Raw genomic sequence first — 5,452 nt, 5'->3', positions numbered from 1 at the left:
AACGCCACTCATCGAGTGGCGTTTCTATTCTGCTAAATTCAGCACTTTACGAGCGACTTTATTAGTCGCGAAAGTAGGTGATTTTCCGATCCGATTTCACCGTACTTTCTATAAGGTTTCTTTAAGCCAGGTAAAGAATTCTCTTTGCCAAACCTGTGCGTTTTGTCCGGACAGAACCCAGTGATTTTCATCCGGTAGGTAGACCAGACGGCTCTTAATTTTTTTGAGCTGAGCCAATTGGAATGCTGCCAGTCCTTGTCCGATTGGAACACGATAATCTCTTCCACCCTGAAAGATCAAAATTGGTGTGTGCCAATTATTTGCTTTTTCAATCGGGTTGAATGCGGTATAGGATTTCTCATTTTTGCTATCCCAGTACGCTCCGCCCAGTTCGTGGTTGGCGAAAAAGAGTTCTTCTGTGGTACCATACCAGCTTCTCATGTCGAATAAACCATTGTGCGCAATGAACGTTTTGAAACGGTTTTGATGCACGCCAGCTAGTTGATAAACAGAGTATCCACCATAACTAGCCCCAATCGCCGCGCGGCGTGTTGTATCTACATAAGACTCTTTGGAGATATCGTCTATGGCGGCCAAGTAATCCCGGATTGGCTGACCGCCCCAGTCTTGGGAAATAGCTTCATTCCATTTTACCCCCCAGCCAGGCATACCCCTACGGTTTGGAGCGATGACAATATAACCTTGTGATGCAATCAATTGTAAATTCCAACGGAACGAATAAAATTGTGTCAGTGCGGATTGAGGGCCGCCTTCACAGTAAAGTATGGTTGGATATTTTTTTGCAGGGTCAAAGTTTGGCGGATAGATTACCCATGAAAACAGATCTGCTCCATCGGATGCCTTTGTAATACGCTTCTCAATTTTGTTTTCGCTGATGCTTGCATATTTTGCATCATTAACTTTGGTGACCGGAGTTAATGATTTGGTTTTTAGATCAAAGCTGAAGATTTCTGTAGCACGGGTAAACTTTGTCGAGCTAACGATTAATTTGTCCGCTACTTGGCCTACAATACCGGTGATGTCAAAGTCTCCTTCTGAAATTTGATGTATTTTTGGTAAACTTTTAGCTTTGATATTGGTCGGTACTTCAAGTTCAAATAATTGAACGGTACCTTTCGTAGCAGCTGTAAAATAGATTTTTCGATTGTCACTGCTCCAGATAAAACTATTGACCGTACCATCCCAATGTGCTGTTAGATTTAAACGAATTGAGCTGTTTTTGTCAAATAGCATGATGTCATTTTTGTCCGATTCATAACCATCGGTTTTCATGCTGAGCCAAGTTAGGCTTTTCCCATCGGGAGAATAGGTTGGGGCTGTGTCATACCCATTCATACCTTCTGTCAGGTTGGAAGTCGTTCCGCTGGCGATATCATAGCGATAAATATCGGTATTGGTACTGACGGCATAGTCTGTTCCGAATTTCTTTTTACAGACATACAGCACTGCTTTGCTATCTGGAGACCAGGCAAGATCTTCGGCGCCACCAAATGGTGCCTGAGGGCTATAAAAGGCTTGGTCCTTCAATAGGTCTACCGGCTCACCAACTTTACCATCAATAAAACTCGCCACAAAAGGATGACTGAACTTACCATCATTGAAGGTATCCCAGTGCCTATAATCTAAGTTGTCATAGATATAAGCGTCTGACTTTGGCAATTCGGGATATTTATCTGTGCTGTGGTATTTTTTTACAAGAACGGACTGACTGAAGAGTATTTGTTTTCCATCAGGAGAAAATTTGACATTTTCTAAGGCGATATCACCATTTGTCAATTGAAGTGCTTCACCCTTAGATAGGTTCTTCTTCCATAACTGCCCTTTTAGTAAATAAATTACGTCGCCATTTGGTGCGATCTGAACGACTGTTTCACCGCCTTTTTGATCGGTGAACTGCTGGTTGGTGCCATTGGCCAGTGAAATCGTATATAGATTTTTTTCACTTGAATTGCTTTCCAAATTATAATTGGAAACACCATATACCAATGTTTTGCCATCTGCAGAAAGTCCTTCGGCCGAAACACGACCAAGATCCCAGAGTGTACTTGGGTTGATCGGTTGTGGCGATTCCGACACTAATTTAAAATTGCTTTTTCCACCTTTGCTTTCTTGCGCATTGCTTAGGTTACACGCCATAATCGCTAATGTAAGTATTGTAAGTTTTTTCATCTGTTTAAACATATCTATGCCGCTGAAAAATTTCTTCGCAAGTTACAGAATTTGGTCATAAATGCTAAGTCAAGTAAAAAAATAGCCATCTCTTTTAGTTAAAAATGGCTAATGAGAATTGTAAATCCCTATTTTTTAAGTAATATCTGAATCAAGACCCAGTAAAGTCGCAGATGTTGTCTATTGATCCACATGGCTATTGTCAAATTGATACCAGTTTATTTTTGTTGAAACGCGCATTAAAATCGCCAAAATGATAAAGATGCCAATTGTTCCAGCGATAAGGGAATAATCCCGAAGTTGCATAAGGATATAGATGAAGAGATAAAATAAAGCCAAAATTGAACTCAGCAACAGCGCCGATTTCTGATCTTTGGTAATTGATTTAATGAAACTGCCAATCAGCATAACTGTAGCCACGGAAGCGGTTAAGTAAGCTAGATTAAATCCAATATGCTCGGATAGTGCGAGCAACAATGTGTAAAAAAGAACCATCGCTGCTCCAATTAGAATATATTGGATGATATGGATCCGTTTTTTCTTGATCACCTCGGTGAATAGGAGTGAAGTAAAGGTCAGAATGATGACTAAAATACCATATTTGGCAACTCGTGTTGTTTTTTGATAGTTATTGATATCGGGTAAGAAGTTAATTGTAATCATGTCCGTATTATCCAATAGGTTATTTGCAGAGGCAAGTGTAGTGTTGGCGGTTTGTGCCGCTTTTTGTTCATTGTCCTCATTTCCATTTGCGACCTTGTTATCGAACTGATAGATTGGACGGGCATCGCCAGTCCATTGTTGTGGTAGCTTTCGACTGAAAGATGGAATTTCCCAGGAAGCTGAAAAATTGGATGTTTCGGTATTACGTTTGCTGGGTAAAAATGCACCAGTGAAACTTGGATTAGCCCAGTTGCCCTTTGCCTGGATGTTTGTCTGATCACTAAGAGGGAGGAAATTTAATGATTTGGATCCTTTTAGATTTAGTTTTATCTTGAAACGACTGTCCGTTTTCTGCGGATCCAAAGATACCGGACAGACTAAATTCTGAGTGAATAATTTGAGATTATTAAAGTCTGGATCGAAAGTTAACTCGTTACCATCCCAAATCAAGGATGGGCGCTTGCCTAGGCCTTTAAAATCCTGGATACCGAAAATAAGCTTGCTGCCTTTCCAGTCAATTTGCTCATGAGGGACCTCGAGTTTTTCTAGGGATATTTTGTCAAAGGAACCTTCTAATGTGATGTTGCTGTTGTAAACTACGGCATTATAAATACCTCTAGAGAGATATTGTGGCGTTATATCTGTTGCGATATTGGAAGTTTTGGGTAAGACAAATATCCACTTCAGCTCCTCTCTAAGGTTAGATTTTTCGGCTTTTTCGGCAGAAAGTGGGATAGTCTCGCGATAGGGGATGGCAAGAACAGGGCTTGAAATAACCTGATCCTTTCCCCAATTTAATGTAATTCCATCGGATACTTCCTGTTCGCGGTTTTTCCGCTCTTCAATCAAATCGCTGATTAAGGCTAGCGGAATAAGTAGTATGAGGGAAAGAAAGAAAATGACAAATAGTTTTAGGACAGTAGAATTACTGATTTTCTCAAAAAATGAGGATTGCTCTGTTGGAGATAAATTGTTGTATTCCATGATTTTAGCGGTTTAAGTTTAGCTGAATGTTTTTGCTGTATAAGGCAATTTGAAGCTCCGTTAATTGCCAATGAAGGATTTCTTTAAATTCTAAATGATGAAAGCTCTGGAGCGATCGCCCCTTTTGAAAATGTTTTTTGTAATAACTGAAGTATTCAGGAAATAAGGTGCCGCCAATAAAAATCATTGCCATGAGATACAGACTTATCTTTCCATTACCAAGCAGAAGGAATTGCATGGCAATTTCATCTTGTATCTCTGTTCCGGTTTCAGTAAGGATATGAAAGACATCGTGATTTTCCAGTTTGGGCATGACATCGAAACCTTTACTTTCATAAAAGAGCCCCAAATTATGGCCGATGCTTCCAATGGGGTAGGTCATGAAATCTGCTTTAGAGATTCCCCAGGCTTTTTTGTTCCATTTAAAGATGTTTGCATATACTTTGGAGGACCAATTGTAGAGGTGCAGCATCAGTTTCAGTCTAATTCCTTTCATTTAATTATGTTTTAAAAGTACTTTGGTTTTCAAAGTAAGTAGATAAAAAAAATATTAGTATTGCTGTTTTATTAAATTTTCAAGTGCAATAAGATGGTTTTCAAAGGCTTTAAGTCCTTTTGTTGTTCTTTTGTATCTGGTGTTCGGCTTCCGGTCGACAAAGCTTTTTTCGACAATAATGTATTCCTCTTTTTCCAATGTTTTTAGGTTGGAAGCAAGGTTACCATCGGTTACATCCAACAATTCTTTCAATGAATTAAAATCGTATTCTTCATTGGCAGCGAGAACACTCATAATTTGGAGGCGAACTCTGTTTTCAAATATTTTGTCATATAAGGAAAGATCTAATTTCACGATTCGTACTTTTTGTAAACGATAAAACCATAGATGATGTGTAGCACACCAAATCCTAATCCCCATAATAATAACCCGTTGTCCGGGAAACATATACCAATCAAACCCAGGCAGATTTCGAGTATACCCAGGCCTTTTGCTTCGGCAAAGGTATAGATGCTACCCGCAGTCAGTGCCAGTCCATAAAAGATCAGCAGCATAGCAGCAATCAGCTGGTAGTAGCCTTGGACAAAAAACAACAAGGATATCACGCCACCCGTTAGTAAGGGGATTGAAACTGCAAATAAAAGAGATTTGCTTGTAATGTTCCAAATCGACTGCTTATTTTTTCTCGCCTTTTTACGTGCCATTAGCCAGCCGGTCACCAGGGATGATAAGAGGACGATGAGCGCAATTATTAAAAACAGTAGAGGCCTATTCAGATTTTGGCCCAAGGGTAGAGCGGTACTTTCGGGTTGCTTTATAATATAGTATCCCAATAGCGTTCCCAGCAAAGCATAACAGCCCATGAGTACACCTGATAATCCGCTTATTGAAACAAATTTGGACGATTTTTCCATTAATGATCTGATCTGCCCAAGTTCTCTAAATAAATCTTTCTGTTCCATAAAAGTACTTTGATATTCAAAGTAAATGAATAATAATGAATTATGCAAGGGGTTGGGGGAATATTGAAAAAAAATAAAAAAAAGAGTAGAAAATACTTGCAGGATATAGGTTTGGTTTCTATCTTTGTGGCATCAAAAGAAATCCTAATGCGGAAGT

General features: G+C 39.4%; 5 protein-coding genes. All 5 read right to left on the bottom strand.

The window, feature by feature from the left end; all coding sequences use genetic code 11:
- Window positions 1-108: 108 nt before the first annotated feature.
- Window positions 109-2,190: a S9 family peptidase gene (locus tag B2X72_RS00715; protein ID WP_286848054.1), complete on the bottom strand. Its 2,082-nt coding sequence runs from the start codon at window positions 2,188-2,190 to the stop codon at window positions 109-111.
- 180 nt (window positions 2,191-2,370) lie between these two features.
- Window positions 2,371-3,837 carry a cell envelope integrity protein CreD gene (creD, locus tag B2X72_RS00710; protein WP_286848053.1) on the bottom strand — a complete coding sequence of 489 codons (1,467 nt, stop codon included), beginning with the start codon at window positions 3,835-3,837 and terminating at the stop codon, window positions 2,371-2,373.
- A gap of 4 nt (window positions 3,838-3,841) precedes the next feature.
- Window positions 3,842-4,333 (bottom strand): Coq4 family protein, encoded by a 492-nt coding sequence (locus B2X72_RS00705; protein WP_145328202.1) that lies wholly within the window; start codon window positions 4,331-4,333, stop codon window positions 3,842-3,844.
- A 54-nt stretch (window positions 4,334-4,387) separates the two neighbouring features.
- Window positions 4,388-4,687: a winged helix-turn-helix domain-containing protein gene (locus B2X72_RS00700; RefSeq protein WP_248933064.1), complete on the bottom strand. Its 300-nt coding sequence runs from the start codon at window positions 4,685-4,687 to the stop codon at window positions 4,388-4,390.
- On the bottom strand, window positions 4,684-5,295 hold the full coding sequence (locus tag B2X72_RS00695) for a hypothetical protein (protein ID WP_248933065.1): 612 nt from the start codon (window positions 5,293-5,295) through the stop codon (window positions 4,684-4,686). Before B2X72_RS00695 ends, B2X72_RS00700 begins: the two co-directional genes overlap by 4 nt.
- Window positions 5,296-5,452: the final 157 nt, after the last annotated feature.

The organism is Sphingobacterium sp. UBA7253 (assembly GCF_002472745.1).
In the GTDB taxonomy this organism is placed as follows: domain Bacteria; phylum Bacteroidota; class Bacteroidia; order Sphingobacteriales; family Sphingobacteriaceae; genus Sphingobacterium; species Sphingobacterium siyangense.
Note: the sequence above shows the minus strand (reverse complement) of the source record. Positions and strands in the feature narration are given on the sequence as shown.

What these genes read in the sequence shown, in the direction of transcription:
- B2X72_RS00715 (WP_286848054.1), bottom strand. Translation starts at nt 2,190, where the DNA reads ATGAAAAAACTTACAATACTTACATTAGCGATTATGGCGTGTAACCTA.
- creD (WP_286848053.1), bottom strand. Translation starts at nt 3,837, where the DNA reads ATGGAATACAACAATTTATCTCCAACAGAGCAATCCTCATTTTTTGAG.
- B2X72_RS00705 (WP_145328202.1), bottom strand. Translation starts at nt 4,333, where the DNA reads ATGAAAGGAATTAGACTGAAACTGATGCTGCACCTCTACAATTGGTCC.
- B2X72_RS00695 (WP_248933065.1), bottom strand. Translation starts at nt 5,295, where the DNA reads ATGGAACAGAAAGATTTATTTAGAGAACTTGGGCAGATCAGATCATTA.